34 protein-coding genes are annotated in these 24,246 nt (G+C 57.0%); 8 read left to right on the top strand and 26 right to left on the bottom strand.

Going from position 1 to position 24,246, the window contains the following annotated elements:
• Window positions 1-163 precede the first annotated feature (163 nt).
• Window positions 164-1,165 (bottom strand): GlxA family transcriptional regulator, encoded by a 1,002-nt coding sequence (locus ACM6IN_RS22370; RefSeq protein ID WP_414916715.1) that lies wholly within the window; start codon window positions 1,163-1,165, stop codon window positions 164-166.
• 101 nt (window positions 1,166-1,266) lie between these two features.
• Here ACM6IN_RS22370 and ACM6IN_RS22365 point away from each other — a divergent pair, with 101 nt between their 5' ends.
• The 7 genes from ACM6IN_RS22365 to ACM6IN_RS22335 all read left to right on the top strand — a co-directional run bounded on the left by ACM6IN_RS22365 (window position 1,267) and on the right by ACM6IN_RS22335 (window position 6,519).
• A complete protein-coding gene (locus ACM6IN_RS22365) occupies window positions 1,267-1,821 on the top strand; it encodes a cysteine hydrolase family protein (RefSeq protein ID WP_414916714.1) in 555 nt (184 codons plus the stop codon).
• Window positions 1,822-1,967: 146 nt separating this feature from the next.
• Entirely contained in the window at window positions 1,968-2,636 is a 669-nt protein-coding gene (locus tag ACM6IN_RS22360) for a YjfI family protein (protein WP_007917215.1), read from the top strand.
• A gap of 17 nt (window positions 2,637-2,653) precedes the next feature.
• Complete coding sequence (locus ACM6IN_RS22355; protein ID WP_038362095.1) at window positions 2,654-3,352, top strand: PspA/IM30 family protein; 699 nt, start codon at window positions 2,654-2,656, stop codon at window positions 3,350-3,352.
• A 199-nt stretch (window positions 3,353-3,551) separates the two neighbouring features.
• The gene (locus tag ACM6IN_RS22350) at window positions 3,552-4,202 is read left to right on the top strand and encodes a DUF2491 family protein (RefSeq protein ID WP_007917219.1); all 651 of its coding nucleotides are present in this window, start codon (window positions 3,552-3,554) and stop codon (window positions 4,200-4,202) included.
• A 15-nt stretch (window positions 4,203-4,217) separates the two neighbouring features.
• Window positions 4,218-4,643, top strand: coding sequence for a DUF350 domain-containing protein (locus ACM6IN_RS22345; RefSeq protein ID WP_007917221.1), 426 nt, complete (start codon window positions 4,218-4,220; stop codon window positions 4,641-4,643).
• A 17-nt stretch (window positions 4,644-4,660) separates the two neighbouring features.
• The gene (locus ACM6IN_RS22340; RefSeq protein ID WP_095114417.1) at window positions 4,661-5,359 is read left to right on the top strand and encodes a DUF1190 domain-containing protein; all 699 of its coding nucleotides are present in this window, start codon (window positions 4,661-4,663) and stop codon (window positions 5,357-5,359) included.
• 2 nt (window positions 5,360-5,361) lie between these two features.
• Complete coding sequence (locus ACM6IN_RS22335; protein ID WP_007917223.1) at window positions 5,362-6,519, top strand: glutathionylspermidine synthase family protein; 1,158 nt, start codon at window positions 5,362-5,364, stop codon at window positions 6,517-6,519.
• A gap of 113 nt (window positions 6,520-6,632) precedes the next feature.
• Here the strand turns inward: ACM6IN_RS22335 and ACM6IN_RS22330 are convergent, their stop codons facing one another.
• On the bottom strand, window positions 6,633-7,157 hold the full coding sequence (locus tag ACM6IN_RS22330) for a single-stranded DNA-binding protein (protein ID WP_008081898.1): 525 nt from the start codon (window positions 7,155-7,157) through the stop codon (window positions 6,633-6,635).
• Window positions 7,158-7,166: 9 nt separating this feature from the next.
• Window positions 7,167-8,564, bottom strand: a complete 1,398-nt coding sequence (locus tag ACM6IN_RS22325; protein ID WP_007950096.1) for an MFS transporter — start codon at window positions 8,562-8,564, stop codon at window positions 7,167-7,169.
• Between the two features lie 191 nt (window positions 8,565-8,755).
• Between ACM6IN_RS22325 and uvrA the strand changes: the two genes are divergently transcribed.
• Window positions 8,756-11,590 carry an excinuclease ABC subunit UvrA gene (uvrA, locus tag ACM6IN_RS22320; RefSeq protein ID WP_414916713.1) on the top strand — a complete coding sequence of 945 codons (2,835 nt, stop codon included), beginning with the start codon at window positions 8,756-8,758 and terminating at the stop codon, window positions 11,588-11,590.
• Between the two features lie 65 nt (window positions 11,591-11,655).
• Here the strand turns inward: uvrA and bfr are convergent, their stop codons facing one another.
• From bfr to rpsC, 23 genes are all read right to left on the bottom strand, one after another.
• Window positions 11,656-12,123, bottom strand: coding sequence for a bacterioferritin (bfr, locus tag ACM6IN_RS22315; protein WP_007918444.1), 468 nt, complete (start codon window positions 12,121-12,123; stop codon window positions 11,656-11,658).
• A gap of 149 nt (window positions 12,124-12,272) precedes the next feature.
• Window positions 12,273-13,727, bottom strand: a complete 1,455-nt coding sequence (locus tag ACM6IN_RS22310) for a catalase (protein ID WP_007918446.1) — start codon at window positions 13,725-13,727, stop codon at window positions 12,273-12,275.
• Between the two features lie 240 nt (window positions 13,728-13,967).
• Entirely contained in the window at window positions 13,968-14,354 is a 387-nt protein-coding gene (gene rplQ, locus ACM6IN_RS22305; protein WP_007918448.1) for a 50S ribosomal protein L17, read from the bottom strand.
• A 42-nt stretch (window positions 14,355-14,396) separates the two neighbouring features.
• Entirely contained in the window at window positions 14,397-15,398 is a 1,002-nt protein-coding gene (locus tag ACM6IN_RS22300) for a DNA-directed RNA polymerase subunit alpha (protein ID WP_003186012.1), read from the bottom strand.
• A 22-nt stretch (window positions 15,399-15,420) separates the two neighbouring features.
• Window positions 15,421-16,041 carry a 30S ribosomal protein S4 gene (gene rpsD, locus ACM6IN_RS22295; protein ID WP_003176404.1) on the bottom strand — a complete coding sequence of 207 codons (621 nt, stop codon included), beginning with the start codon at window positions 16,039-16,041 and terminating at the stop codon, window positions 15,421-15,423.
• Between the two features lie 18 nt (window positions 16,042-16,059).
• Entirely contained in the window at window positions 16,060-16,449 is a 390-nt protein-coding gene (gene rpsK, locus ACM6IN_RS22290) for a 30S ribosomal protein S11 (protein WP_002555466.1), read from the bottom strand.
• A 30-nt stretch (window positions 16,450-16,479) separates the two neighbouring features.
• Window positions 16,480-16,836: a 30S ribosomal protein S13 gene (gene rpsM, locus ACM6IN_RS22285; protein WP_009045849.1), complete on the bottom strand. Its 357-nt coding sequence runs from the start codon at window positions 16,834-16,836 to the stop codon at window positions 16,480-16,482.
• Between the two features lie 129 nt (window positions 16,837-16,965).
• Window positions 16,966-17,082 carry a 50S ribosomal protein L36 gene (gene rpmJ, locus ACM6IN_RS22280; protein ID WP_002555468.1) on the bottom strand — a complete coding sequence of 39 codons (117 nt, stop codon included), beginning with the start codon at window positions 17,080-17,082 and terminating at the stop codon, window positions 16,966-16,968.
• A 27-nt stretch (window positions 17,083-17,109) separates the two neighbouring features.
• Window positions 17,110-18,438 carry a preprotein translocase subunit SecY gene (gene secY, locus ACM6IN_RS22275; protein ID WP_003228718.1) on the bottom strand — a complete coding sequence of 443 codons (1,329 nt, stop codon included), beginning with the start codon at window positions 18,436-18,438 and terminating at the stop codon, window positions 17,110-17,112.
• Window positions 18,439-18,876, bottom strand: a complete 438-nt coding sequence (rplO, locus tag ACM6IN_RS22270; RefSeq protein WP_003228720.1) for a 50S ribosomal protein L15 — start codon at window positions 18,874-18,876, stop codon at window positions 18,439-18,441.
• A gap of 3 nt (window positions 18,877-18,879) precedes the next feature.
• Window positions 18,880-19,056: a 50S ribosomal protein L30 gene (gene rpmD / locus ACM6IN_RS22265; protein ID WP_003176408.1), complete on the bottom strand. Its 177-nt coding sequence runs from the start codon at window positions 19,054-19,056 to the stop codon at window positions 18,880-18,882.
• Between the two features lie 2 nt (window positions 19,057-19,058).
• Window positions 19,059-19,559 (bottom strand): 30S ribosomal protein S5, encoded by a 501-nt coding sequence (rpsE, locus tag ACM6IN_RS22260; RefSeq protein WP_003186035.1) that lies wholly within the window; start codon window positions 19,557-19,559, stop codon window positions 19,059-19,061.
• 3 nt (window positions 19,560-19,562) lie between these two features.
• On the bottom strand, window positions 19,563-19,913 hold the full coding sequence (gene rplR / locus ACM6IN_RS22255) for a 50S ribosomal protein L18 (RefSeq protein ID WP_003186037.1): 351 nt from the start codon (window positions 19,911-19,913) through the stop codon (window positions 19,563-19,565).
• 10 nt (window positions 19,914-19,923) lie between these two features.
• Window positions 19,924-20,457 (bottom strand): 50S ribosomal protein L6, encoded by a 534-nt coding sequence (gene rplF / locus ACM6IN_RS22250; protein ID WP_003176412.1) that lies wholly within the window; start codon window positions 20,455-20,457, stop codon window positions 19,924-19,926.
• A 12-nt stretch (window positions 20,458-20,469) separates the two neighbouring features.
• Window positions 20,470-20,862 (bottom strand): 30S ribosomal protein S8, encoded by a 393-nt coding sequence (gene rpsH, locus ACM6IN_RS22245; protein WP_007918458.1) that lies wholly within the window; start codon window positions 20,860-20,862, stop codon window positions 20,470-20,472.
• Between the two features lie 209 nt (window positions 20,863-21,071).
• On the bottom strand, window positions 21,072-21,377 hold the full coding sequence (gene rpsN / locus ACM6IN_RS22240) for a 30S ribosomal protein S14 (RefSeq protein ID WP_007918460.1): 306 nt from the start codon (window positions 21,375-21,377) through the stop codon (window positions 21,072-21,074).
• Between the two features lie 13 nt (window positions 21,378-21,390).
• On the bottom strand, window positions 21,391-21,930 hold the full coding sequence (gene rplE / locus ACM6IN_RS22235) for a 50S ribosomal protein L5 (protein WP_003176415.1): 540 nt from the start codon (window positions 21,928-21,930) through the stop codon (window positions 21,391-21,393).
• Window positions 21,931-21,950: 20 nt separating this feature from the next.
• Window positions 21,951-22,265, bottom strand: a complete 315-nt coding sequence (gene rplX / locus ACM6IN_RS22230) for a 50S ribosomal protein L24 (RefSeq protein WP_003176416.1) — start codon at window positions 22,263-22,265, stop codon at window positions 21,951-21,953.
• Window positions 22,266-22,276: 11 nt separating this feature from the next.
• Window positions 22,277-22,645 (bottom strand): 50S ribosomal protein L14, encoded by a 369-nt coding sequence (gene rplN, locus ACM6IN_RS22225; protein WP_002555479.1) that lies wholly within the window; start codon window positions 22,643-22,645, stop codon window positions 22,277-22,279.
• A gap of 23 nt (window positions 22,646-22,668) precedes the next feature.
• Window positions 22,669-22,935 (bottom strand): 30S ribosomal protein S17, encoded by a 267-nt coding sequence (gene rpsQ, locus ACM6IN_RS22220; protein WP_003176419.1) that lies wholly within the window; start codon window positions 22,933-22,935, stop codon window positions 22,669-22,671.
• Window positions 22,936-22,937: 2 nt separating this feature from the next.
• A complete protein-coding gene (gene rpmC, locus ACM6IN_RS22215; protein WP_002555481.1) occupies window positions 22,938-23,129 on the bottom strand; it encodes a 50S ribosomal protein L29 in 192 nt (63 codons plus the stop codon).
• Window positions 23,129-23,542, bottom strand: coding sequence for a 50S ribosomal protein L16 (rplP, locus tag ACM6IN_RS22210; protein ID WP_007896757.1), 414 nt, complete (start codon window positions 23,540-23,542; stop codon window positions 23,129-23,131). Before rplP ends, rpmC begins: the two co-directional genes overlap by 1 nt.
• A gap of 12 nt (window positions 23,543-23,554) precedes the next feature.
• Complete coding sequence (rpsC, locus tag ACM6IN_RS22205; protein ID WP_003176422.1) at window positions 23,555-24,241, bottom strand: 30S ribosomal protein S3; 687 nt, start codon at window positions 24,239-24,241, stop codon at window positions 23,555-23,557.
• Window positions 24,242-24,246 lie beyond the last annotated feature (5 nt).

The raw sequence follows: 24,246 nt of genomic DNA, 5'->3' as shown, positions 1-24,246 counted from the left end.
CGCCTGTTTCAATCTGCACGACCGCGCGCAAAACCCCGGCAATTTGCACGATCTATAGTCCTGTGGAGTTCAATGTGGGAGCTAGCCTGCTCGCGAAGGCGTCGTGTCGGTCGACATCAAACTTACAGCCCCCACCGCTTTCGCGAGCAGGCTCGCTCCCACATTAGGTGTTCGCCGGTTTAGGGTTTGGGGTCACACCAAACCGCGCCCGGTAATCACTTGGCGCCAGTCCGGTAATCTTCTTGAATATCGCGCGAAACGCCCCCGGATCCTGATACCCAACTGTCCAGGCAATGTGATCGATCGTGCCATTGCTGAACTCGAGCATTTCCCGTGCCTTGCCCACCCGCAAATGCTGGCAGTACTCGGTCGGTTTCAACCCGCTCGCCGCGCGGAACCGCCGTAGAAATGTGCGCTCTTCCAACCCCGCCCGCTCAGCCATCGCCGCCAGGGAAACATCCGTCGCACCGGTGCTTTGCAGCCAATGTTGAACCTTGAGAATCGCCGCATCGCCATGACCGAGAATCGGCGCGAAATTGCTGCCGCATTCACTGGCGCTGTCACTGTGTTCCACCACCAGAAAGCGCGCGGTGCTGGTGGCGATGCTCGGTCCGAGCAACCTGTCGACCAGGCGTAATCCGAGTTCCGACCAAGCCATCAATCCGGCCGTGGTGATCAGGTCGCCGTCATCGACAATCGGCGCATCAGCCATGAGCTTGATTTTCGGGTAACACTCGGCGAAAGCCTTGGCAGAGGTCCAGTGAGTGGTGGCGCTACGGCCGTCGAGCAAGCCGCTTTCGGCGAGCAGCAGCGAGCCTACGCAAACTCCGCCAAGCGTCGCACCGCGGGCATGCTGATCACGCAACCATTGCGTCAGACCGACCGGCATTTGCGCCGCCGAAAAACCGCCGATCGATGGCGGAATCAGCACCGCCAGCAAAGCGCTGTCGTGCCCTGGATGGCTGGCGTAAATCCGCGTTGGCGACTGATCACCTTCGACCTGCCAATGACTGACCCGCAGCACTGGCAATTGCGCAGCCTGATGTTCGGCGGCAATCCGGTTGGCCACCGTAAACAGATCGGTCAGACCGTGCACCGCCGCCATTTGCGCGCCTGGATAGATCAGCACGCCCAATTCAGCGACGGCGGCCCTTTCTGCGCCCATTGTCAGTTTTCCCCTGTCTATTGTCGGTGCGGCCAATCCTCGAATCACTGGCCAGCACCAATACTGAAGCCACTTCCAGCCAATACATCGAGGACACACCCATGGCCAAGCAAGCGCTCATCGTAGTCGATATCCAGAACGACTACTTCCCCCAAGGCAAGTGGCCGCTGGCCGGTGCTGATGCCGCCGCCGACAACGCCGCCCGGCTGATAGCCGCGTTCCGCGAGGCCGGCGATTCGGTGGTACACATTCGCCACGAATTCACCTCAGCGGACGCGCCGTTTTTCACCCCGGGCTCCGAGGGCGCCAAGCTGCATCCAAAGGTACTCAACCGTGCCGATGAACCGGTGGTGCTAAAGCACTTCGTCAACTCGTTCCGCGAAACCGAACTGCAAGCGATCCTCGACCAACAAGGCATCAAGGAACTGGTGGTGGTCGGCAGCATGAGCCACATGTGCGTTGACGGCATTACCCGTGCGGCGGCGGATCTGGGTTATGCCGTAACGGTGATTCACGACGCTTGCGCCAGCCGCGATCTGGAGTTCAATGGCCTGACGGTGCCGGCCGCCCACGTCCACGCCGCGTTCATGTCAGCGCTGGGTTTTGCCTACGCCAGCGTGGTATCCACTGACGAATTCCTCGCCGCCACGCGCTGAGTAATATCCTGCAAGAAATCCGGGCCCGCGCTGCAGCGGGCCCTTTTTTCGTCTGTCATAAAAATCTCACGCGTGAGCCATTGATGGCATTTTGAATTGGTTGTAGTGTGGCTCACGCGTGAGATGTCCATAACCGAGCCACTGCCATGAAAAGCCGTTCCCCCACAGCGAAGTCAGAGAGCCCCAAGGGAGAGCGCGCGAAACCGTCGGCGAAAAAACCGTCGAGCTTCTATATGAAGCAGATGCGCGCAGGCCTGGCCGCTGCCGGTTATGTGAAACACGAAACTTGGGTGCTTCCCGAAAACCGAAGCTTGCTCAAGCAAATGGAGCAACAGCTACGCCAACCGATTCTGGCTGGCTCTTTCATGTCGGAGAATTACATGAGCGCAGGCAACAACTGGACCATCGATAGCCTCTTCAACGCCCTCAAGGCACTGGACGAGGTGGCTTCGCAAGAGATCACGCTGTCGCTGATCCAGAGCTCCGAACCCAGCATCAAGCTGGAAATGAACGAATTCGGCGGTCTGCCGATTCACATCGCTCTGGCCGGCCAGCAGATCATCGTCGACACCGTGCTGGTGGACATCGATTCGATCAGCGACGTGCACGCCTTCAACGATGCCGTGTTGCGCAGCCGGGAAATGTTCCCACTGTCGTCGATCGGTATCGAGTCGATGCCGAACGGGCAGACCGTTTACAACATGTTTGGCGCCCTCAGCGCCGACTCGAGCCTGACCAACGTCGTCACCGAGGTGAAAACTCTGGTCGACAACGTGCAGCGCGCGAGCGAAGCCTTCGAACACTTCTTCAAGTAATCAACAGGGAATATCCAATGACTCAGTCCATCTGGAGCAAGTTGTTCACCGCACTGCGCGGCGGCGCCAATGAAGTCGGCGAAGCGATTGCCGACCAACAGGCCCTGCGCATCCTCGATCAGGAAATCCGTGACGCCGACAGCGCACTGTCGAACGCCCGTCGCGAATTGGTCACCATCATGGCCAAACACAAACTGGCCGCCGACCGCGTAAGCGAGTACGACGCCAAGATCAAGGATCTGGAAGCCAAAGCCGTCTCGGCGCTGAACGCCGGCCGTGAAGACCTGGCGCTGGAAGTGGCCGAAGCGATTTCGACCCTGACCAACGAGCTGGATGTCGAGAAAAAGCAGAGCGACGAGTTCGGCACTTACGCCGAAAACATGCGCAAAGACATCAGCAAAGCCGAGTCGCGCATCAAGAGCCTGCGCCAACAAGTGGACATGGCCAAGGCCCGCGAAAGCGTGCAGAAAGCCCAGGTCAGCGCCTCCATCGCCAGCGGCGGCGCCAATGGCAAACTGGAAACCGCCGTCGGTACGTTGAACCGCCTGCAGGCCAAGCAGCAGCAACGCGCGGCTGAACTGAGCGCTGCCGACGAACTGGCCGACGCTTCGACCGGCAACGATCTGGAACGCAAACTGCGCGACGCCGGCATCACGCCGAACGAAGGCAGCGCCAATGCGATTCTTGAGCGTCTGAAGCAAAAGTCCGCTCAGTAAGCACTGCGCAAAAAAACCGTGGGAGCGAGCTTGCTCGCGAAAGCGGCGTATCAGTCGACATCGTTGTTGACTGATACGCCCTCTTCGCGAGCAAGCTCGCTCCCACATGGTTTGCGGCGTGTCGTTCGCCGCTGAGCCCGGTACACTAGCGACGCTTTTTCGCCGACGAACACTTCCACCCGCTTCAAGGAACGTACCCATGGGATGGTTTAAAGACTTGCTGGGCACCAGCAACTGGCAGACCGCTGCGCCAACACCGACCGTTGCCAGTGGCCCACTCGGCATGGCCCAAGGCAAGGCTGTCAGGTTCGATACGACGCTGGCGCTGTTGCTCGATGGCTCGACCACAGTGCGAGTGCCCTTCGATCAGGCGATCTGGAGCCACGGCTGGGTCGACCTCGGCCAGTCCAATAAACTGCACCGCTATTACATGAACGACGAGGATTTCTGGCTGCAGATCCACGTCACCGGTGACGATCAGATCGAATCCGTCACCCTGTTCAACTACCTCAGTTACGTGACCGTCAACAGTGACGCCGAACTGCAGCGCCTGGCCGGCCCCGACAGCCAGATCGGCTTGCCCGGTTACAACCACGACGGTGTCGAATACAGCCGTGAGTGGGGCACCGAACAAGGCCAGACCGAACTTGTGCCGATGACCGAACAGGTGGTCAATCCGGACGAGAGCTACACCATCGAACATCACTCAATGCTTTATGCGCGCGAGACCGGCCTGACCGATCGCCGCGAATTGCTGCTGTTCTCCGTCGAACAGGACGAAGAAGGCACCGTCAGCCTGAGCACCTCGCTGGGCATTTCGCTGTATACGACAGATCTGAGCACCATTTAAAAAAGGAAGTTTTTCATGCTGGAAGTGCTGGCCGTTTCCCTGAACAAAACCGCACTGGTCGGTTTCGTCGTCTATCTCATCGGCGCCGTACTGCTGTTCATGCTGTTTCAATTCGTCTACACGCGCATCACTCCGCACAAGGAATTCGAGCTGATTCGCTCCGGCAACGTTGCCGCTGCCATCGCCCTGTCCGGCGCGATCATCGGCTTCGCGATTCCGGCCAGTAACGTGATTGCGTTTTCGGTCAATGTCCTCGACTTCGTACTCTGGGCAGTGATTGCCGCCGTGGTGCAACTGCTGGCATTCCTCGCCACGGGTCTAGTGCTCAAAGGCACCTCCCAGCGCATCGCCAACGGTGAAGTGGCTTCGGGTATCTATGTTGCTGCGGTCGCGATCAGCGTCGGCATGCTCAACGCCGCGTGCATGACACCGTCCAACTGATCGGCAGGAAGCCTTAGATGAAACGCAGCAAATACGTTCAGTTGTCCCTCGCCGCCTCGGTGGCCATGGCCATTTCCGGCCAGGCGGCAGCCGCAGATCAACCACGCAGTTTCCAGAATGTGGAACAGTGCGTCGACGCCGAAGTGGCCGCCGATGTCTGCTCCAACGCCTACGTCGCCGCCCTGACCGAACACCGGCGCATTGCCCCGGCGTACGACGACAAGGCCAAGTGCGACGCGGACTTTGCCGCTGACTGGTGCCAAAAGAATTCTGACGGCCGCTTCGTGCCGAAACTCGGCGGCTTCAAAGTGCCTGCGAGCGGTGAGCCGGCGCAGAACCTCGACGCCATCGCCGATGCTCAAATGCCTGCCGGTGACACGACAGCGCAGCATGTGCAAAGCACTTCGCATGTCTCCAGCGGTGGTGGCGGCGGCGGCGGAAATGGCTGGCTGACCGGTTGGCTGATCGGCAACGCGATGAGCAACAACGCCGAGCGCACGGTTTACCGCGATCGCGAAACGCGCCAGCCGTACAACACCTCGACGCAGTACCGCAGAGCCGAAACCACGACGCGCAGCCAAACGGATTACGAAAGCAGCAAAAGCAAACCGGTCAATGTGGCCTCATCGACGTCACGCGGCGGCTTCGGCAGCCAGTCCAGTGCCCGCAGCGGCTGGGGTGGTTGGGGCAGCAGTTCTGGTCGTTCGAGCAGCTGACGATGAAGAAGATCCTCTGCGCCGAGCGGCCTGACTGGAAACAGACTGCCGAAAGCCTCGGCTTCATGTTCCACACCATCGACGACGAGCCGTACTGGGACGAAAGCGCGTACTACCAGTTCACGCTCGCGCAAATCGAAAACGATCTTGAGGACCCGACCACCGAACTGCACGAGATGTGCATGGACCTGGTCGACCGCGTGGTCAACAGCGAAGAGCTACTGGATCGCCTGAGCATCCCGACGCCGTACTACGACATGATCCGCACGTCCTGGCGGGAAGGTCATCCGCATCTGTACGGGCGCATGGACTTTTCCTACAGCGGCGACGGCCCGGCGAAATTGCTGGAACTCAACTACGACACGCCGACCAGCCTCTACGAAGCGGCGGCTTTTCAGTGGGGCTGGCTGGAACAATGCATCGAGCGCGGCACGCTGCCGCGCCATGCCGACCAGTTCAACAGCATCGACACCCAGTTGCATAAGGCCTTCGCCGAGCTGCAACTGAAGCGGCCGTTCTACTTCGCTTCGATGAGAGACTCGGTCGAGGACAAGGGCACCACGGATTACCTGCGCTTGATCGCCGAAAAGGTCGGCATCGAATCACGGCACATCGATATCGAAGACATCGGTTTGACCGCTGAAGGGCGTTTCGTCGACCTGGAAGATCGCTGGATCCCGCACCTGTTCAAGCTGCACGCCTGGGAATTCATCTTCCACGAGCCGTTCGGCGCGGCGATTGCCGAGTGCGATACGCAGTTTTTCGAACCGGCGTGGAAGGCGATCCTGTCGAACAAGGGCGCGTTGCCGCTACTGTGGGAGCTGCACCAGGGCCATCCGAATCTGCTGGCGGCGCATCTCGATCCGAATCCGGCCAGCGCCGTGCCCAAGGGATGGGTACGCAAGCCGTACTTCTCCCGCGAAGGCGCCAACATTGAGCTGCAAACGGCAGACGGTCTGATCGTCAAAGAGGATGGGCCCTACACGGATGCGCCATTTATCCTGCAGGAATTTGCACCGCTGCCGAAATTCGGCGACAGCTACACGCTGATCGGTTCCTGGGTGATTGGCGATCAGGCTGCGGGGATTGGTGTACGGGAAGACAACAGCCTGATCACCAAAGATTCCAGCCGCTTTCTGCCGCACCTGATCCTCGACTGAACCACTGATATCCCTGTGGGATTTGGGATAACCGCAGACGAAAAAAAGCCCCACAAAAAAGGCCCGTCGCTTCAGCGACGGGCCTTTTTACTTAGAACGGGTGCAGCGACAAATCAGAACGGGATATCGTCATCAAAGCTGTCGAAATCCGGAGCCGGTTGCGGTGCGGCCTGCTGTGGAGCCGGGGCCGAACGCTGCTGTGGAGCCGACTGCTGCGGACGCGGTGCCTGCTGACGTGGAGCCGGAGCCGACTGCTGGTAGTTGTTGCCACCGCCTTGTTGGTCGCCCTGTTGTGGACGGCCGCCGAGCAGTTGCATGGTGCCTTGCATGTCGACCACGATTTCGGTGGTGTAACGCTTGATACCGTCTTTTTCCCACTCGCGGGTCTGCAGCTTGCCTTCGATGTAGACCTGCGAACCTTTACGCAGGTATTCGCCAGCGATTTCAGCAACCTTGCCGAACATCGAAACACGGTGCCATTCGGTCTTCTCGACCTTCTGACCGGTTTGCTTGTCGGTCCATTGTTCGCTGGTGGCCAGACTCAGGTTGGTCACGGCGTTACCGTTAGGCAGGTAGCGAACTTCGGGATCCTGGCCGCAAGTGCCGACCAATATGACTTTGTTAACCCCACGGGCCATAACGTTCTCCTAGGCTTCGCAAGCAGCCCCGGCCGGGTTGTTCACCAGGCGTTCGAGGGTGTCGCGATCCACTAATTCTTTGTCCAGTTTGATGTAAACAGCCGCTTCGTCAGCAACTATCACTGCATCGGTTACCCCTACGAGGGCCTTGAGGCGCTCGACCAGACCCGCTTCGCGGATCGCCTCGGGCGACAACGGCAAGCGCAGGCTCGTCACGTAGGGAGGTTCACGCATGGTAACAGCAAAGGCCAACCAAAGTGCAGCCAGCCCGGCACATCCAAGGAACACAACCGACAGACCGCCATGCTGAAACAGCCAGCCGCCGAGTATCCCGCCGAGTGCCGAACCAAGGAACTGGCTGGTGGAATACACGCCCATGGCCGTGCCCTTTCCGCCCGCCGGTGAAACCTTGCTGATCAGCGACGGCAATGAAGCCTCCAGCAGATTGAACGCGGTGAAGAACACCACCGTACCAATCACCAGAGCCCGCAGGCTGTCGCCGAACTGCCAGAAGAATAGCTCAGTCAGCATCAGCGTCAGGACGGCGCCGAGCAAAACTCGTTTCATTTTGCGTTTCTTCTCGCCATAGATGATGAACGGGATCATGGCGAAGAACGAAATCAGCAGCGCGGTGAGATAGACCCACCAGTGCTGCTCCTTGGGCAAACCGGCTTTTTCGACCAGCGCCAGCGGCAGCGCGACGAAGCTCGACATCAGCATCGCATGCAACACAAAGATACCTAAATCGAGGCGCAGCAAGTCTGGATGCTTGAGCGTTGGCATCAAGGCCTGACGCGCCACGCCGGATTCACGATGCTGCAACGGCCCGGTGGAACGCGGCACCATGAACATGATGATGGCGATACCGACCAATGCCATGGCACCGGTGGCGAGGAACAGTCCGGACAGACCGAAAGCGCGGGTCAGCAAAGGCCCGACGACCATGGCCACGGCAAACGACAAACCGATGGTCATGCCGATCATCGCCATCGCCTTGGTGCGGTGCTGTTCGCGGGTCAGGTCGGAAAGCAGCGCCATGACCGCAGCGGAAATCGCCCCGGCACCTTGCAGGATCCGCCCGGCGATTACGCCCCAGATCGAATCGGCCTGAGAGGCCAGCACGCTGCCAAGCGCGAAGACGATCAGCCCGAGGTAAATCACCGGACGACGGCCAATGCGGTCGGAAATGATCCCGAACGGAATCTGGAAAATCGCTTGGGTCAGGCCGTAAGCGCCGATAGCCAAGCCGATCAGGGCCGGGGTCGCGCCTGCCAGGTCCATGCCGTAGGTCGCCAGTACCGGCAACACCATGAACATGCCCAGCATACGGAAGGCGAACACCAGGGCCAGACCGCTCGCCGCGCGGGTCTCGCTGCCACTCATGCGTTCGCTGTGGGGATCGTGCATGGAAAAACCTCGTGTGAACCGGCGGCGATTCTACCAGTCCCATCGGTAGACGGGGTATATCGCGACGCTTTGACGCGTATAGATGAAACTCTCTTCATCCAGGGTAAAAAACCCTTCGTTTGATAGTGTGCATCCATCCAGTATTTGGCCGTATACTCCTACGTTTTCGACGCCCGCCGAGCGAGGCCACTTTGGACAAGATCCTGATACGTGGGGCCCGTACCCACAACCTGAAGAACATCGACCTGACCCTGCCACGGGACAAGCTGATCGTCATCACCGGCCTGTCCGGATCCGGCAAGTCGTCCCTGGCCTTCGACACACTGTACGCCGAAGGTCAGCGCCGCTATGTCGAATCGCTGTCGGCCTACGCCCGCCAGTTCCTGTCGATGATGGAAAAACCCGACGTCGACACCATCGAAGGCCTGTCGCCGGCGATCTCCATCGAACAGAAGTCGACCTCGCACAACCCGCGCTCCACGGTCGGCACCATCACTGAAATCTACGACTACCTGCGTTTGCTTTATGCGCGCGTGGGTACGCCGCGCTGCCCGGATCACGATATTCCGCTGGAAGCGCAGACCGTCAGCCAGATGGTCGACCTAGTGCTGGCGCAACCGGAAGGCAGCAAACTGATGCTGCTGGCGCCGGTGATCCGCGAGCGTAAAGGTGAACACCTGTCGGTCTTCGAAGAGCTGCGCGCCCAAGGTTTCGTCCGCGCCAGGGTCAACGGCCGGATCTGCGAACTCGACGAGCTGCCGAAACTGGATAAACAGAAGAAGCACTCGATCGATGTGATCGTCGACCGCTTCAAAGTGCGCGCCGACCTGCAACAGCGTTTGGCGGAGTCCTTCGAAACCGCGCTGAAGCTGGCGGACGGTATCGCCCTGGTCGCGCCGATGGACGATGAGCCGGGCGAAGAAATGATCTTCTCCGCCCGCTTCGCTTGCCCGATCTGCGGGCATGCAATCAGCGAACTCGAACCCAAACTGTTCTCCTTCAACAACCCGGCCGGCGCCTGCCCGACGTGCGATGGTCTGGGGGTAAAGCAGTTCTTCGACATCAAGCGATTGGTCAACGGTGAGCTGACGCTGGCCGAAGGTGCGATTCGCGGCTGGGACCGGCGTAACGTCTATTACTTCCAGATGCTCGGCTCACTGGCCTCGCACTACGGCTTCAGCCTGGAAGTGCCGTTCAACGATCTGCCGGCCGATCAGCAGAAATCCATCCTGCACGGCAGCGGCTCGCAGAACGTCGACTTCAAATACCTCAACGACCGCGGCGATATCGTCAAACGTTCACACCCGTTCGAAGGCATCGTGCCGAATCTGGAACGTCGCTACCGCGAGACCGAATCGGCGAGCGTGCGCGAAGAGTTGGCCAAGTTCCTCAGCACCCAGTCCTGCCCGGATTGCCGTGGCACGCGTCTACGGCGTGAAGCACGCCATGTGTGGGTCGGCGAGAAGACATTGCCAGCGGTGACCAATCTGCCGATCGGCGATGCCTGCGTGTACTTCGGCGAACTGAAGATGACCGGGCGTCGCGGCGAGATCGCTGACAAGATTCTCAAGGAAATCCGCGAGCGTCTGCAGTTCCTCGTTAACGTCGGTCTGGACTATCTGTCGCTGGATCGCAGCGCCGACACCCTGTCCGGCGGCGAAGCACAGCGTATCCGTCTGGCCAGCCAAATCGGTGCCGGCCTCGTCGGTGTTTTGTACATCCTCGATGAACCGTCGATTGGTTTGCACCAGCGTGACAATGATCGACTGCTCGGCACTCTCAAGCACCTGCGCGACATCGGTAACACGGTAATCGTGGTCGAGCACGACGAAGATGCGATTCGCTTGGCTGACTATGTCGTCGATATCGGCCCCGGCGCTGGCGTACACGGTGGGCAGATCGTTGCCGAAGGTACGCCGGCTGAAGTCATGGCGCATCCGGATTCCCTGACCGGTAAATACCTGTCGGGCCGGGTGAAGATTGAAGTGCCGGCCAAACGTACGCCACGTAACAAGAAGCTCAATCTGTCGCTGAAAGGCGCGCGCGGCAACAACCTGCGTAATGTCGACCTCGACATCCCGATTGGCTTGCTGACGTGCGTCACCGGCGTGTCCGGCTCGGGCAAATCGACGCTGATCAACAACACGCTGTTCCCGCTGAGCGCCACGGCGCTCAATGGTGCGACCACGCTGGAAGCGGCTGCGCACGACAGTATCAAAGGCCTGGAGCATCTCGACAAAGTCGTCGATATCGACCAGAGCCCGATTGGCCGGACGCCGCGCTCCAACCCAGCAACGTACACGGGGCTGTTCACGCCGATCCGTGAACTGTTCGCCGGCGTGCCCGAGTCGCGCTCCCGTGGTTACGGCCCGGGACGTTTCTCGTTCAACGTCAAGGGCGGTCGTTGCGAAGCGTGCCAGGGTGATGGCCTGATCAAGGTGGAAATGCACTTTCTGCCGGACATCTACGTACCGTGCGACGTGTGCAAGAGCAAGCGTTACAACCGCGAAACCCTTGAAATCAAATACAAGGGCAAGAGCATCCACGAAACCCTCGAAATGACCATCGAGGAAGCCCGGGAGTTCTTCGACGCGGTGCCGGCACTGGCGCGCAAGCTGCAAACGTTGATGGATGTCGGCCTGTCGTACATCAAGCTCGGACAGTCGGCGACCACGTTATCCGGCGGCGAGGCACAGCGGGTCAAGCTGTCTCGCGAGCTGTCCAAGCGCGACACTGGCAAGACCCTGTATATCCTCGATGAGCCGACTACCGGTTTGCACTTCGCAGATATTCAGCAGTTGCTCGACGTCCTGCATCGCCTGCGCGACCACGGCAACACGGTTGTGGTGATCGAACACAACCTCGACGTGATCAAGACGGCCGACTGGCTGGTCGATCTCGGACCTGAGGGTGGTTCCAAAGGTGGGCAGATCATTGCCACCGGTACACCGGAAGAAGTGGCCGAGATGAAGCAATCTCATACTGGTCATTACCTCAAACCGCTGCTGATCCGCGATCGGGCGTAAACGCCAGACATGAAAAAGCCCCTGTCACTTCATCAGTGACAGGGGCTTTTTTGTATCGATTGCAATCAGGAAGTGTGAGATTGCAGGTAGTTCTCAAGGCCGATCAGCTTGATCAGGCCCAACTGCTTTTCCAGCCAGTAGGTGTGATCTTCTTCGGTGTCATTGAGCTGAACCCGCAGGATCTCGCGGCTGACATAGTCTTTGTGCTGCTCGCACAACTCGATGCCTTTGCACAGGGCAGCGCGGACCTTGTACTCAAGACGCAGATCGGCTTCGAGCATCTCCGGCACCGTGGTGCCAACGTCCAAGTCATCCGGACGCATGCGCGGCGTACCTTCGAGCATCAGAATGCGGCGCATCAACGCATCAGCGTGACCTGCTTCTTCTTCCATCTCGTGATTGATTCGCTCGTAGAGCTTGGTGAACCCCCAGTCCTCATACATCCGCGAATGAACGAAATATTGGTCACGCGCGGCCAGTTCGCCGGTCAGCAACGTGTTGAGGTAATCGATAACGTCTGGGTGGCCTTGCATCGCCCTACATCTCCCTACTTGAAAGTCTGTAGTTTGAACCAAGCTGACCGGAAGGTCACCCGATTAGCGCAATAAAAGCGAAGATATTCTTAGAAAAGCAGCCTAAATAACGCAAAAACCGCCCAAATGAGGGCGGTTCTGCTTCTCGTTTAGACTTCGTTAAGCTGTACGTTGAGCAGCGTTGCGATTGCTTCTCCATACGCCGGATCGGCTTTGTAGAAATGCTGCAACTGACGATCAACGACGTCACTGGAAACACCCGACATCGCGCCAGCGATGTTGCTGACCAGCAATGCTTTCTGCTCATCGCTCATCAGACGGAACAGCGCACCGGCGTGGCTGTAGTAATCAGTGTCTTCGCGGTGATCGTAGCGATCAGCGGCACCGCTCAAGGCCAGCGCAGGTTCTGCGTAACGCGGAGCTTGTTTCGGTGCTTCGGTGTAGCTGTTCGGCTCGTAGTTAGGTGCTGCACCACCGTTACTGCCGAATGCCATCGAGCCGTCACGCTGGTAAGTGTTAACCGGGCTGCGTGGAGCATTCACCGGCAGTTGCTGGTGGTTGGTACCGACACGGTAGCGGTGCGCGTCGGCGTAAGCGAATACACGACCTTGCAGCATGCGATCTGGCGACAGACCAACACCCGGCACCATGTTGCTTGGGCCAAACGCCGCTTGCTCGACTTCAGCGAAGTAGTTCTGCGGGTTGCGATTCAGTTCCAGCTCACCGACTTCGATCAGCGGGAACTCTTTCTGCGACCAGGTTTTGGTCACGTCGAATGGGTTCTCGTAATGCGCCGCTGCTTGAGCTTCGGTCATGATCTGGATGCACACACGCCATTTCGGGAAGTCACCGCGCTCGATGGCTTCAAACAAATCACGCTGCGCGTAATCTGGATCAGTGCCTGCCAAGCGCGCTGCATCGGCCGGCGCCAGGTTCTTGATGCCTTGCTTGGTCTTGTAGTGCCATTTTACCCAGTGACGCTCGCCTTCAGCGCTGATCAGGCTGTAGGTGTGGCTGCCGAAGCCGTGCATGTGACGGTAGCCGTCCGGGATGCCTCGATCGGAGAACAGAATGGTGACCTGGTGCAGCGCTTCAGGCGAATGCGACCAGAAGTCCCACATCATCTGCGCGCTTTTGAGATTGCTTTGCGGCAGACGTTTTTGCGTATGGATAAAGTCAGGAAATTTCAGTGGATCGCGAATGAAGAACACTGGCGTGTTGTTGCCAACGATGTCCCAGTTGCCTTCTTCGGTGTAGAACTTCAGCGCGAAGCCGCGTGGGTCACGCTCGGTATCCGCCGAACCACGTTCGCCGCCCACTGTGGAGAAGCGCAGAAAAGTCGGAGTTTGCTTGCCAACGGATTCGAACAGCTTGGCGCTGGTGTATTCAGTGATATCACGAGTAACGGTGAACGTGCCATAAGCACCCGAGCCCTTCGCATGCACGCGGCGTTCAGGGATGTTTTCACGGTTGAAGTGCGCGAGCTTCTCGATCAGGTGGAAATCGTCGAGCAGCAAAGGGCCACGCGGGCCGGCGGAGCGGGAATTCTGGTTATCGGCGACAGGTGCGCCACTGGCGGTCGTAAGCGTTTTGATCTGGCTCATACGGTCTTCTTCCTCTGTCAGTCTTGAAACTGCCGGCTAATCGGCTTGCTGGGAAGTATTGATCATCCATGTGACAGCCACAAATTCATTAACTTGTAGGCATCGATAGATAATTACTAATCATGTATCCCGGCACATAGTGACAACAGAACAGTGTCAGAAGCTTGTACGAACGGCGCGTTTTTCTGCGGACACAAAAAACCGGGCGCTAGGCCCGGTTCTTCGTTTCAGACTGACGTCTTACTCGGCGGATACAGCTTCGCCAGCAGTAGCACGATCAACCAACTCGACGTACGCCATAGGCGCGTTGTCGCCAGTGCGGAAACCGCACTTGAGGATGCGCAGGTAGCCACCCTCACGGGTAGCGTAACGCTTGCCCAGGTCGTTGAAGAGCTTACCAACGATAGCTTTCGAACGAGTACGGTCGAAAGCCAGACGGCGGTTAGCCAGGCTGTCTGTCTTGGCCAGAGTGATCAGCGGCTCAGCAACGCGGCGCAGTTCTTTGGCTTTTGGCAGAGTAGTTTTGATCAGCTCGTGCTCGAACAGCGACACCGCCATGTTTTGAAACATGGCCTTGCGGTGCGAGCTGGTGCGGCTCAGGTGACGACCACTTTTACGATGACGCATGGTTCATTCCTTACCAAACACTACGTTCGGTGATTACGACGATCAGGCAGTCGCCTTGTCGTCCTTCTTAAGACTTGCAGGCGGCCAGTTGTCGAGGCGCATGCCGAGGGACAGACCGCGGGAGGCCAGAACGTCCTTGATTTCAGTCAAGGATTTCTTGCCCAGGTTCGGAGTCTTCAACAGCTCCACTTCGGTGCGCTGAATCAGGTCACCGATGTAGTAGATGTTTTCCGCCTTAAGGCAGTTAGCCGAACGTACAGTCAGTTCCAGATCGTCAACCGGGCGAAGCAGGATCGGATCGATCTCGTCTTCCTGCTCGACAACCACTGGCTCACTGTCACCTTTGAGGTCGACGAACGCAGCCAACTGCTGTTGCAGAATGGTTGCAGCGCGGCGGATAGCCTCTTCAGGATCCAGAGTACCGTTGGTTTCCAGATCAATAACCAGCTTGTCCAGGTTAGTACGCTGTTCGACACGGGCGTTTTCCACCACGTATGCGATACGGCGAACCGGGCTGAACGAAGAGTCGAGCTGCAAGCGACCGATGCTGCGGCTTTCGTCTTCATCGCTCTGACGCGAGTCTGCTGGTTCATAACCACGACCACGAGCTACGGTGAGCTTCATGTTCAGGGCGCCGTTAGACGCCAGGTTAGCGATTACGTGATCGGGATTAACGATCTCGACATCATGATCCAGCTGAATATCGGCAGCGGTAACCACCCCCGAACCCTTCTTCGACAAGGTCAGCGTAACTTCGTCACGACCGTGCAGCTTGATGGCCAGACCTTTAAGGTTCAACAGGATTTCAATTACGTCTTCCTGTACACCTTCGATGGCGCTGTACTCGTGGAGCACACCGTCAATCTCGGCCTCGACTACTGCGCAGCCGGGCATTGAGGACAACAGGATGCGTCGCAGCGCGTTGCCCAGGGTGTGGCCAAAACCACGCTCGAGAGGCTCGAGAGTGATCTTGGCGCGGGTTGGACTGACAACCTGCACATCAATATGGCGGGGTGTCAGGAACTCATTTACCGAAATCTGCATGGATGCACCTATTTTCTAGCCCTTACTTGGAGTAGAGCTCGACAATCAGGCTTTCGTTGATGTCGGCGGACAGATCACTGCGAGCAGGAACGTTCTTGAAAACGCCCGACTTCTTCTCAGTGTCTACTTCTACCCATTCTACGCGGCCACGTTGGGCACACAGATCGAGAGCTTGGACAATGCGAAGTTGGTTTTTTGCTTTCTCGCGAACTGCAACCACGTCACCAGCACGAACCTGATACGACGGAACGTTTACGGTCTGACCGTTAACGCTGATCGACTTGTGCGATACCAGTTGACGGGATTCGGCACGAGTCGAACCAAAGCCCATACGGTATACAACGTTGTCCAGACGGCATTCGAGCAGTTGCAGCAGGTTTTCACCGGTTGCACCTTTCTTGCCAGCAGCTTCTTTGTAGTAGCCGCTGAACTGACGCTCGAGAACGCCGTAGATACGACGGACCTTCTGCTTTTCACGCAGTTGGGTGCCGTAGTCGGACTGGCGACCGCGGCGTTGGCCGTGGATACCAGGTGCTGCTTCAATGTTGCACTTCGATTCGATCGCGCGCACGCCGCTCTTCAGGAAGAGATCGGTGCCTTCGCGACGAGCGAGTTTGCATTTTGGACCAATGTAACGAGCCATTCTTTACAATCTCCTGGATTACACGCGGCGCTTCTTCGGCGGACGGCACCCGTTGTGCGGGATTGGCGTCACGTCGGTGATGCTGGCGATCTTGTAGCCACAGCCGTTCAAAGCGCGGACTGCGGATTCACGACCTGGACCTGGACCTTTGACGTTGACGTCGAGGTTTTTCAGGCCATATTCCAGCGCAGCTTGACCAGCACGTTCAGCAGCTACTTGAGCAGCAAACGGGGTGGACTTGCGGGAACCGCGGAAACCCGAACCACCAGAGGTAGCCCAAGAAAGCGCGTTACCTTGACGGTCGGTGATGGTCACGATTGTGTTGTTAAAAGAAGCATGGATGTGGGCGATGCCATCAACCACTGTCTTTTTAACTTTTTTACGAGGACGAGCAGCAGGTTTTGCCATGATTAATTTCCTGTCGATTCGCGTGGGCGATTACTTGCGGATCGGCTTACGCGGACCTTTACGGGTACGCGCGTTAGTCTTGGTACGCTGACCGCGTACTGGAAGACCACGACGATGACGCAGACCACGGTAGCAACCGAGGTCCATCAAACGCTTGATTTTCATGTTGATTTCGCGACGCAGGTCACCTTCAGTGGTGAACTTCGCCACTTCGCCACGCAATTGCTCAATCTGCTCGTCGCTCAGATCTTTGATCTTTGCGGCTGGGTTTACCCCAGTCTCTGCGCAAATTTTCTGCGCAGTAGTGCGACCAACACCATAGATGTAGGTCAGCGAGATAACAGTGTGCTTGTTATCTGGAATGTTAACGCCTGCAATACGGGCCATTCAGTGGGACTCCAATTGACAGCTACCTACGCCCCGGAAGCCAAGAAATAGGGCGCGAGATAATATCGCTGTAATAACAAATAATCAACCCGGCAGCGCACTAGCTGCCGGGCTTCAAGCGGATCACACTCAGCCTTGGCGCTGTTTGTGACGCGGTTCCGCGCTGCAAATTACTCGAACAACACCTTCGCGGCGAATAATCTTGCAGTTACGGCACAGCTTTTTCACCGATGCACGAACTTTCATCACCAACTCCTCGAACCTTATGGGTACTCAGCGCAACATGCCGCTGCCGTAACCCTTCAGGTTGGCTTTCTTCATCAGGGATTCGTACTGGTGCGAAACGAGGTGCGATTGTACTTGGGACATGAAGTCCATCACAACCACGACCACGATCAGCAACGAGGTCCCGCCAAGGTAGAACGGAACGTTTGCTGCAACCACCAGGAACTGGGGCAACAGGCACACGGCCGTCATGTAAAGAGCACCGAACATGGTCAAGCGGGTCAGAACGCCATCAATGTAGCGCGCAGACTGCTCACCTGGACGGATGCCCGGAATAAAGGCACCGGACTTCTTCAGGTTTTCCGCTACGTCTTTCGGATTGAACATCAACGCCGTATAGAAGAAGCAGAAGAAAATAATCCCTGCACTAAACAGCAGAATATTCAACGGCTGACCAGGAGCGATCGACTGCGAGATGTCCTGCAACCAGCCCATACCTTCAGACTGACCAAACCAGGCACCCAGCGAAGCCGGAAACAGCAAAATGCTGCTCGCGAAAATAGCCGGAATAACACCGGCCATGTTCACCTTCAGCGGCAAGTGGCTTGTCTGCGCAGCAAAAACCTTGCGGCCCTGCTGACGCTTGGCGTAGTGAACAGCGATACGACGCTGACCACGCTCAATGAACACCACAAAACCGATAATCGCTACTGCCAGCAAACCGATGGCAACCAAGGCGAAGATGTTGATATCACCCTGACGCGCAGACTCGAAAGACTGCCCGATTGCTCTCGGAAGACCGGCGACGATACCCGAAAAAATCAACATCGAGATACCGTTACCTACACCACGCTCAGTAATCTGCTCACCCAGCCACATCATGAACATCGCACCAGCCACAAAAGTGGATACCGCGACGAAATGGAAGCCAAAGTCACCAGTGAACGCAACGCCCTGCCCCGCCAGACCAATGGACATGCCAATAGCCTGAACGAGAGCGAGGACGACGGTGCCGTAGCGGGTGTACTGGCTGATCTTGCGACGGCCAGCTTCACCTTCCTTCTTCAACTGCTCCAGCTGCGGGCTGACGGCGGTCATCAGTTGCATGATGATCGATGCCGAAATGTACGGCATGATCCCCAGTGCAAAGATGCTCATCCGTTCCAGCGCGCCGCCGGAGAACATGTTGAACAAGCTAAGAATGGTCCCCTCATTCTGTCGAAACAGGTCTGCGAGTCGGTCCGGGTTGATACCTGGAACCGGGATGTGTGCGCCTATTCGGTAGACGATAATCGCCAGGAACAGAAAACGCAGACGAGCCCAGAGTTCAGACATACCGCCTTTGCCGAGCGCAGAGAGAGCACCTTGCTTAGCCATTTATTCCTCGAACTTGCCGCCAGCTGCTTCGATAGCCGCACGCGCACCTTTGGTGGCGCCGATTCCCTTGCCGATAGTGACAGCGCGAGTCACTTCACCGGACAGCATGATTTTCACACGCTGTACGTTGACGTTGATCACGTTGGCATCTTTCAGGGACTGCACGGTGACGATGTCGCCTTCCACTTTAGCCAACTCGGACAAACGCACTTCTGCGCGATCCATGGCTTTCAGGGAAACGAAACCGAACTTCGGCAGGCGACGATGCAGCGGCTGTTGACCGCCTTCAAAGCCTGGAGCGATGGTGCCACCGGAGCGGGAGGTCTGACCTTTGTGACCACGGCCACCAGTCTTACCCAAACCGCTACCGATACCACGGCCCGGACGATGCTTTTCGCGACGGGAACCCGGCGCTGGACTCAGATCATTGAGTTTCATCGATTAACCCTCGACACGCAGCATGTAGTAAGCCTTGTTGATCATCCCGCGATTCTCGGGAGTATCCTGGACTTCTACAGTGTGACCGATGCGACGCAGACCCAGACCCTTAACGCACAGTTTGTGGTTAGGGATGCGGCCGGTCATGCTTTTGATCAGCGTTACTTTAACGGTAGCCATGATCAGAAGATCTCCTTGACGCTTTTGCCACGCTTGGCGGCAATGGATTCAGGAGACTGCATAGCTTTCAAACCTTTGAAAGTGGCGTGAACCACGTTTACCGGGTTAGTCGAGCCGTAGCACTTGGCCAGAACGTTCTGAACACCAGCAACCTCGAGGACAGCACGCATAGCGCCGCCAGCGATGATACCGGTACCTTCAGAAGCAGGCTGCATGTACACCTTCGAAGCGCCGTGAGCGGACTTCATTGCGTACTGCAGAGTGGTGCCGTTCAGATCAACTTGGATCATGTTGCGGCGAGCAGCTTCCATTGCCTTCTGGATCGCAGCAGGCACTTCACGCGACTTGCCACGGCCGAAGCCAACACGCCCTTTACCATCACCAACCACGGTCAACGCGGTGAAAGTGAAGATACGGCCGCCTTTAACGGTTTTGGCTACGCGGTTAACTTGAACCAGCTTCTCAATGTAGCCTTCGTCGCGCTTTTGGTCGTTATTTGACATAACTTAGAACTCCAGCCCAGCTTCACGAGCAGCATCAGCCAGCGCTTTAACGCGGCCGTGGTACTTGAAGCCAGAGCGGTCGAAAGCCACTTGCGAGACGCCAGCGGCCTTAGCACGCGTAGCGACCAGCTGGCCAACCTTTGTGGCCGCGTCGATGTTGCCAGTGGCGCCATCACGCAGTTCTTTATCCAAAGTCGAGGCGCTTGCCAGGACTTTGTTGCCGTCGGCCGAGATGACCTGGGCGTAGATGTGCTGCGACGAGCGGAACACGCAGAGACGCACGACTTCGAGTTCGTGCATTTTCAGGCGTGCTTTGCGAGCGCGACGCAGTCGAGTAACTTTTTTGTCGGTCATTTGCTATGCCCTACTTCTTCTTGGCTTCTTTACGACGGACGACTTCGTCCGCGTAGCGCACACCTTTGCCTTTGTACGGCTCTGGTGGACGGAAGTCGCGGATCTCAGCGGCCACTTGACCTACCAGCTGCTTATCGATGCCCTTGATCAGGATATCGGTCTGGCTAGGAGTCTCAGCGGTGATGCCTTCCGGCAGTTCGTAATCCACTGGGTGCGAGAAGCCAAGGGCCAGGTTCAAAACCGTGCCTTTTGCTTGCGCCTTGTAACCAACACCGACCAGCTGGAGCTTGCGCTCGAAGCCTTGGCTTACGCCTTGGACCATGTTGTTTACCAACGCACGCGTGGTACCGGCCATTGCGCGAGTTTGTTGATCGCCATTGCGAGCAGCGAAACGCAGCTCACCAGCTTCTTCAACGATCTCAACGGACGAATGGATGTTCAGTTCAAGAGTACCCTTGGCACCCTTCACCGAAAGCTGTTGGCCTGCGAATTTTACTTCGACACCGGCTGGCAGCTTAACGGGGTTCTTAGCGACGCGAGACATGCTTATCCCCCCTTAGAACACAGTGCAAAGAACTTCGCCGCCGACACCGGCAGCGCGCGCAGCACGATCCGTCATCACACCTTTGTTGGTGGAGACGATAGACACGCCAAGACCGCCACGAACTTTCGGCAGATCTTCAACGGACTTGTACTGACGCAGGCCTGGACGACTAACGCGCTTCACTTCTTCGATAACCGGACGGCCTTCGAAGTACTTCAGCTCGATGGACAACGACGGCTTAGCGTCGGTGGTGATCTGAAAATCCGCGATGTAACCTTCGTCCTTCAGGACTTTTGCTACAGCCACCTTCAGCGTGGAAGACGGCATGCTTACGACAGACTTTTCAGCCATCTGGGCATTACGGATTCGAGTTAGCATGTCCGCTAACGGGTCCTGCATACTCATGGGCTAGACGCTCCTAATACAGAAAAATTAGCCTTGCGGCTACTACTTGTCGCCGAGAACTTCCGGGCATGAAAAACACGGGCTCAGGCGAGCCGGTCATTCTAGACACACCCCAGAAATGAATCAAGCCCCAAAAGGGGCTTGATTCAGATTCAAGGCCACCGATGGTCAGGTTCTTGCGAACCCGAACATCGAGACTTTGACAACAATTACCAGCTGGCTTTAACCAGACCTGGTACGTCACCACGCATTGCAGCTTCACGCAGCTTGTTACGGCCGAGGCCGAACTTGCGGTAAACGCCGTGCGGACGACCAGTCAGGCGGCAACGGTTACGCATGCGCGCAGCGCTTGCGTCACGTGGTTGCTTCTGCAGAGCTACGGTAGCTTCCCAACGCGCTTCTGGACTTGCGTTCAGATCGACGATGATAGCTTTCAGCGCTGCACGCTTGGTGGCGTACTTGGCAACAGTGAGCTGACGCTTCAGCTCACGGTTCTTCATGCTCTTCTTGGCCATTTTCCTACTCCAATCAGTTGCGGAACGGGAATTTGAAAGCACGCAGCAGAGCGCGGCCTTCATCATCGTTCTTGGCAGTGGTGGTCAGGGTAATGTCCAGACCGCGGAGAGCATCGATCTTGTCGTAGTCGATTTCCGGGAAAATGATCTGCTCTTTTACGCCCATGCTGTAGTTACCACGACCATCAAAGGACTTGGCATTCAGGCCGCGGAAGTCGCGAACCCGAGGCAGGGAGATCGACAGCAGACGATCCAGGAACTCATACATACGCTCACGGCGCAGGGTCACCTTGACGCCGATCGGCCATCCTTCACGGACTTTAAAGCCAGCGATGGATTTACGAGCGTAGGTCACAACGACTTTTTGGCCGGTGATCTTTTCCAGGTCAGCAACAGCATGCTCGATGACTTTCTTGTCACCAACAGCTTCGCCCAGACCCATGTTCAGGGTGATTTTTGTAACGCGTGGAACTTCCATCACGTTCGAAAGCTTAAGTTCTTCCTTAAGCTTCGGTGCGATTTCCTTCCAGTAAATCTCTTTTAGTCGTGCCATGGTCTTCTACCTAGCAGTGTTCAAGCATCAACCGCTTTTTGGGTCGACTTGAAGACACGAATTTTCTTGCCGTCTTCTACTTTGAAACCAACGCGGTCAGCCTTGTTGGTTTCGCCGTTGAAAATGGCGACGTTAGAAGCGTCCAGTGGAGCTTCTTTTTCGACGATACCGCCTTGCACGCCCGACATCGGGTTAGGCTTGGTATGACGCTTAACCAGGTTCAGACCACCAATAACCAGACGGTTATTAGCAAGAACCTTAAGCACCTTACCGCGCTTACCTTTGTCTTTGCCGGCGATCACGATGATCTCGTCGTCACGACGAATCTTTTGCATGTCGGATCTCCTTACAGCACTTCTGGGGCGAGCGAGACGATCTTCATGAACTTCTCAGTACGAAGTTCACGGGTCACTGGCCCAAAGATACGGGTGCCGATCGGCTCTTGCTTGTTGTTCAGAAGAACAGCAGCGTTGCCATCAAAGCGGATAATGGAGCCATCAGCACGACGTACGCCGTGACGAGTGCGGACTACAACAGCAGTCATCACTTGGCCTTTTTTCACTTTACCGCGAGGAATTGCTTCCTTCACGGTAACTTTGATGATGTCACCGATACCAGCGTAACGACGATGGGAGCCACCCAGCACCTTGATGCACATAACGCGGCGAGCGCCGCTGTTATCGGCCACATCGAGCATGGATTGAGTCTGAATCATATAATTTCTCCGACCCCTAGTCCTTAGACTTCCACAGCGCGTTCGAGAACATCAACCAGCGCCCAAGACTTGGTCTTGGCCAAAGGACGAGTTTCACGAATAGTGACTTTGTCGCCGATGTGGCACTGATTGGTTTCGTCGTGCGCGTGCAGCTTAGTCGAACGCTTAACGTATTTACCGTAGATCGGGTGCTTAACGCGACGCTCGATCAGTACGGTGATGGTTTTGTCCATCTTGTCGCTGACAACACGGCCAGTCAGCGTACGGACAGTTTTTTCGGCTTCAGCCATGATTACTTACCTGCCTGCTGGTTGAGCACAGTCTTCACGCGAGCGATGTCACGCTTAACTTGCGAGAGCAGATGAGACTGCCCCAACTGGCCAGTTGCTTTCTGCATACGCAGATTGAACTGGTCGCGCAGCAAGCCGAGCAGTTGCTCGTTCAGCTGCTGTGCGGATTTTTCACGAAGTTCATTCGCTTTCATCACATCACCGTCCGTTTAACAAAGGCGGTGGCGAGCGGCAGCTTTGCAGCAGCCAGGGCAAAAGCCTCACGCGCCAGCTCTTCAGAAACACCCTCGATTTCATACAGGACTTTGCCTGGCTGAATCTGGGCAACCCAGTACTCCACACTACCCTTACCTTTACCCATCCGAACTTCGAGTGGCTTCTTGGAAATAGGCTTGTCCGGGAATACACGGATCCAGATCTTGCCGCCACGTTTAACGTGACGGGTCAGAGCACGACGCGCTGACTCGATCTGACGAGCGGTGAGACGACCACGAGCTACAGACTTCAGCGCGAACTCGCCGAAGCTGACTTTGCTACCGCGCTGAGCCAGACCACGGTTGTGGCCTGTCATCTGCTTGCGGAACTTCGTACGCTTAGGTTGCAACATTTGGCGTACCCCTTACTTAGCAGCTTTTTTACGAGGCGCTGGTGCTTGTGGTTTCAGCTCTTCTTGGCGACCACCAATTACTTCGCCTTTGAAGATCCAAACCTTTACACCGATCACACCATAAGTGGTGTGAGCTTCGTAGTTGGCATAGTCGATGTCGGCACGCAGGGTGTGCAATGGCACACGACCTTCGCGATACCATTCAGTACGTGCGATTTCAGCACCGCCGAGACGACCGCTCACTTGGATTTTGATGCCTTTGGCACCAATGCGCATGGCGTTCTGAACGGCGCGCTTCATAGCGCGACGGAACATTACACGACGCTCCAGCTGCTGAGCTACGCTCTGCGCAACCAGCATACCGTCGAGTTCCGGCTTGCGGATCTCTTCGATATTGATGTGCACAGGCACACCCATTTGCTTGGTCAGGTCCTGACGCAGTTTCTCAACATCTTCACCTTTCTTCCCGATAACGATACCTGGGCGAGCGGTGTGGATGGTGATACGTGCAGTTTGGGCCGGACGATGGATATCGATACGGCTTACGGACGCGCTTTTTAGTTTGTCTTGGAGATACTCACGCACTTTCAGATCTGCGAACAAATAGTCCGCATAAGTCCGACCGTCTGCGTACCAGACGGAGGTGTGCTCCTTGACGATTCCCAGGCGAATGCCAATGGGATGTACTTTCTGACCCATCTCTT

This window comes from Pseudomonas sp. IT-P395 (assembly GCF_949767675.1).
Classification (GTDB): Bacteria; Pseudomonadota; Gammaproteobacteria; order Pseudomonadales; family Pseudomonadaceae; genus Aquipseudomonas.
Note: the sequence above shows the minus strand (reverse complement) of the source record. Positions and strands in the feature narration are given on the sequence as shown.

Coding starts and splice junctions, on each gene's coding strand:
- ACM6IN_RS22370 (WP_414916715.1), bottom strand. CDS start 1,165: ATGGGCGCAGAAAGGGCCGCCGTCGCTGAATTGGGCGTGCTGATCTAT.
- ACM6IN_RS22365 (WP_414916714.1), top strand. CDS start 1,267: ATGGCCAAGCAAGCGCTCATCGTAGTCGATATCCAGAACGACTACTTC.
- ACM6IN_RS22360 (WP_007917215.1), top strand. CDS start 1,968: ATGAAAAGCCGTTCCCCCACAGCGAAGTCAGAGAGCCCCAAGGGAGAG.
- ACM6IN_RS22355 (WP_038362095.1), top strand. CDS start 2,654: ATGACTCAGTCCATCTGGAGCAAGTTGTTCACCGCACTGCGCGGCGGC.
- ACM6IN_RS22350 (WP_007917219.1), top strand. CDS start 3,552: ATGGGATGGTTTAAAGACTTGCTGGGCACCAGCAACTGGCAGACCGCT.
- ACM6IN_RS22345 (WP_007917221.1), top strand. CDS start 4,218: ATGCTGGAAGTGCTGGCCGTTTCCCTGAACAAAACCGCACTGGTCGGT.
- ACM6IN_RS22340 (WP_095114417.1), top strand. CDS start 4,661: ATGAAACGCAGCAAATACGTTCAGTTGTCCCTCGCCGCCTCGGTGGCC.
- ACM6IN_RS22335 (WP_007917223.1), top strand. CDS start 5,362: ATGAAGAAGATCCTCTGCGCCGAGCGGCCTGACTGGAAACAGACTGCC.
- ACM6IN_RS22330 (WP_008081898.1), bottom strand. CDS start 7,157: ATGGCCCGTGGGGTTAACAAAGTCATATTGGTCGGCACTTGCGGCCAG.
- ACM6IN_RS22325 (WP_007950096.1), bottom strand. CDS start 8,564: ATGCACGATCCCCACAGCGAACGCATGAGTGGCAGCGAGACCCGCGCG.
- bfr (WP_007918444.1), bottom strand. CDS start 12,123: ATGCAAGGCCACCCAGACGTTATCGATTACCTCAACACGTTGCTGACC.
- ACM6IN_RS22310 (WP_007918446.1), bottom strand. CDS start 13,727: ATGAGCCAGATCAAAACGCTTACGACCGCCAGTGGCGCACCTGTCGCC.
- rplQ (WP_007918448.1), bottom strand. CDS start 14,354: ATGCGTCATCGTAAAAGTGGTCGTCACCTGAGCCGCACCAGCTCGCAC.
- ACM6IN_RS22300 (WP_003186012.1), bottom strand. CDS start 15,398: ATGCAGATTTCGGTAAATGAGTTCCTGACACCCCGCCATATTGATGTG.
- rpsD (WP_003176404.1), bottom strand. CDS start 16,041: ATGGCTCGTTACATTGGTCCAAAATGCAAACTCGCTCGTCGCGAAGGC.
- rpsK (WP_002555466.1), bottom strand. CDS start 16,449: ATGGCAAAACCTGCTGCTCGTCCTCGTAAAAAAGTTAAAAAGACAGTG.
- rpsM (WP_009045849.1), bottom strand. CDS start 16,836: ATGGCCCGTATTGCAGGCGTTAACATTCCAGATAACAAGCACACTGTT.
- rpmJ (WP_002555468.1), bottom strand. CDS start 17,082: ATGAAAGTTCGTGCATCGGTGAAAAAGCTGTGCCGTAACTGCAAGATT.
- secY (WP_003228718.1), bottom strand. CDS start 18,438: ATGGCTAAGCAAGGTGCTCTCTCTGCGCTCGGCAAAGGCGGTATGTCT.
- rplO (WP_003228720.1), bottom strand. CDS start 18,876: ATGAAACTCAATGATCTGAGTCCAGCGCCGGGTTCCCGTCGCGAAAAG.
- rpmD (WP_003176408.1), bottom strand. CDS start 19,056: ATGGCTACCGTTAAAGTAACGCTGATCAAAAGCATGACCGGCCGCATC.
- rpsE (WP_003186035.1), bottom strand. CDS start 19,559: ATGTCAAATAACGACCAAAAGCGCGACGAAGGCTACATTGAGAAGCTG.
- rplR (WP_003186037.1), bottom strand. CDS start 19,913: ATGACCGACAAAAAAGTTACTCGACTGCGTCGCGCTCGCAAAGCACGC.
- rplF (WP_003176412.1), bottom strand. CDS start 20,457: ATGTCTCGCGTCGCTAAGAACCCCGTTAAGCTGCCAGCCGGTGTCGAA.
- rpsH (WP_007918458.1), bottom strand. CDS start 20,862: ATGAGTATGCAGGACCCGTTAGCGGACATGCTAACTCGAATCCGTAAT.
- rpsN (WP_007918460.1), bottom strand. CDS start 21,377: ATGGCCAAGAAGAGCATGAAGAACCGTGAGCTGAAGCGTCAGCTCACT.
- rplE (WP_003176415.1), bottom strand. CDS start 21,930: ATGGCACGACTAAAAGAGATTTACTGGAAGGAAATCGCACCGAAGCTT.
- rplX (WP_003176416.1), bottom strand. CDS start 22,265: ATGCAAAAGATTCGTCGTGACGACGAGATCATCGTGATCGCCGGCAAA.
- rplN (WP_002555479.1), bottom strand. CDS start 22,645: ATGATTCAGACTCAATCCATGCTCGATGTGGCCGATAACAGCGGCGCT.
- rpsQ (WP_003176419.1), bottom strand. CDS start 22,935: ATGGCTGAAGCCGAAAAAACTGTCCGTACGCTGACTGGCCGTGTTGTC.
- rpmC (WP_002555481.1), bottom strand. CDS start 23,129: ATGAAAGCGAATGAACTTCGTGAAAAATCCGCACAGCAGCTGAACGAG.
- rplP (WP_007896757.1), bottom strand. CDS start 23,542: ATGTTGCAACCTAAGCGTACGAAGTTCCGCAAGCAGATGACAGGCCAC.
- rpsC (WP_003176422.1), bottom strand. CDS start 24,241: ATGGGTCAGAAAGTACATCCCATTGGCATTCGCCTGGGAATCGTCAAG.